This is a genomic window from Cupriavidus sp. WS (assembly GCF_000395345.1).
Lineage (GTDB): Bacteria > Pseudomonadota > Gammaproteobacteria > Burkholderiales > Burkholderiaceae > Cupriavidus > Cupriavidus basilensis_B.
This window is the reverse complement of the sequence record NZ_AQPL01000310.1, coordinates 1-1,440: the sequence shown is the minus strand read 5'-3', so window position 1 is coordinate 1,440 and position 1,440 is coordinate 1. Positions and strand designations below refer to the sequence as shown.

The window sequence follows — 1,440 nt, the reverse complement described above, 5'->3', positions numbered from 1 at the left end:
TAAGCCTTTGACTTTGAAGTTAAAGCTTTTAAAGTTAAAGCCTTCGACTTTAGGCCTTTAAAGCCTTTGCCTCCAACACCCCCCATAAAATCAACTTTCCCCCCAAATAAACAAAAAACCGGCCAACGGAGCACCCCCGTCGCCGGTTTTTTTATTTCAACCGCCCCCACCTACTTACTATAAACATACACCCCACGACCCGTCTTCCGCCCCAGATAACCCGCCGCCACCATCTCCCGCATCAGCATCGCCGGCCGGTACTTCGGGTCGGCGAATTCGGTGTACAGCACTTCCATCACCGCCAGCATGGTGTCCAGGCCGATCATGTCGGCCAGCGCCAGCGGGCCGATCGGGTGGTTGCAGCCGAGCTTCATGCCTTCGTCGATCTCCTCGGGCGAAGCCAGGCCCTCGCCGAGCACGCAGAACGCTTCGTTGATCATCGGGCAGAGGATGCGGTTGACCACGAAACCCGGGTTGTTCTTGACCGTGATCGGGTACTTGCCGAGTTCCTTCGACAGCGCCTCGACCAGCGCGTGCGTGTTGTCGCTGGTCTGCAGGCCGCGGATCAGCTCGACCAGGGCCATCATCGGCACCGGGTTGAAGAAGTGCATGCCGATGAAGTTGGCCGGGCGGCTGATGACGGCGGCCAGCTTGGTGATCGAGATCGAGGAGGTGTTGGAGGCCACCACCACGTCGTCGCCGACGATGGCATCGATCTGCTTGAGGATCTTGACCTTGAGGTCGAAGTTCTCGGTGGCGGCCTCGATCACGATGTCGGCGGCCTTGAGGTCGTCATAGGCGGTCGAGCCCTTGATGCGCGCGAGCGCCGCGGCCTTGTCGGCTTCGCTGATCTTGTCCTTCTTGATCAGGCGGTCCAGGCTGCCGGCCACGGTGGAGATGCCCTTCTGCACGGCGGCGTCGCTGATGTCCACCATCACCACGTCCAGGCCCGCCACGGCGCACGCCTGCGCGATGCCGTTGCCCATCGTGCCGGCGCCTACGATGCCCACTGTCCTGATTGCCATTTTGTCTTCCTTGTTGCTGGTTGCTTGATGGGATTGGCGCGCCGCGCGGGCGGCGCGCGCGGATGCGGTGCTCAGGCCTCGCGCAGCGCGGCGATGATGCGCTCGGCGTGCCCGGCCAGCACGGCCGGGTCCTGCATGTCGCTGCCGTGGCCGCGCAGGGGGCGGTCGGCATAGCGCGGCACGATGTGGAAATGCACGTGCGGCACGGTCTGGCCGGCGGCGGCGCCGTTGAACTGGCCGATCGAGATGCCGTCCGGGCTGAACGCGGCGCGCACGGCGCGCGCGATGCGCTGCGTGGTGCGGATGGCGGCGCCGGCGGCGGCTTCGGACAGGTCGAAGATCTCGGCGGCGGCTTCCTTGGTCACCACCAGGGTGTGGCCGTCGGACTGCGGCATGATGTCCATGAAGGCGATGG

Annotated in this window: 2 protein-coding genes; both read right to left on the bottom strand. The window is 64.1% G+C overall.

Features of this window, described 5'->3' with window-relative positions:
- Nucleotides 1-170: 170 nt before the first annotated feature.
- Nucleotides 171-1,025: a 3-hydroxybutyryl-CoA dehydrogenase gene (locus K206_RS0123995; RefSeq protein ID WP_029044014.1), complete on the bottom strand. Its 855-nt coding sequence runs from the start codon at nt 1,023-1,025 to the stop codon at nt 171-173.
- Between the two features lie 71 nt (nt 1,026-1,096).
- A partial coding sequence (locus K206_RS0123990; protein WP_020204934.1) for an HIT family protein occupies nt 1,097-1,440 on the bottom strand: 344 nt, incomplete at its 5' end.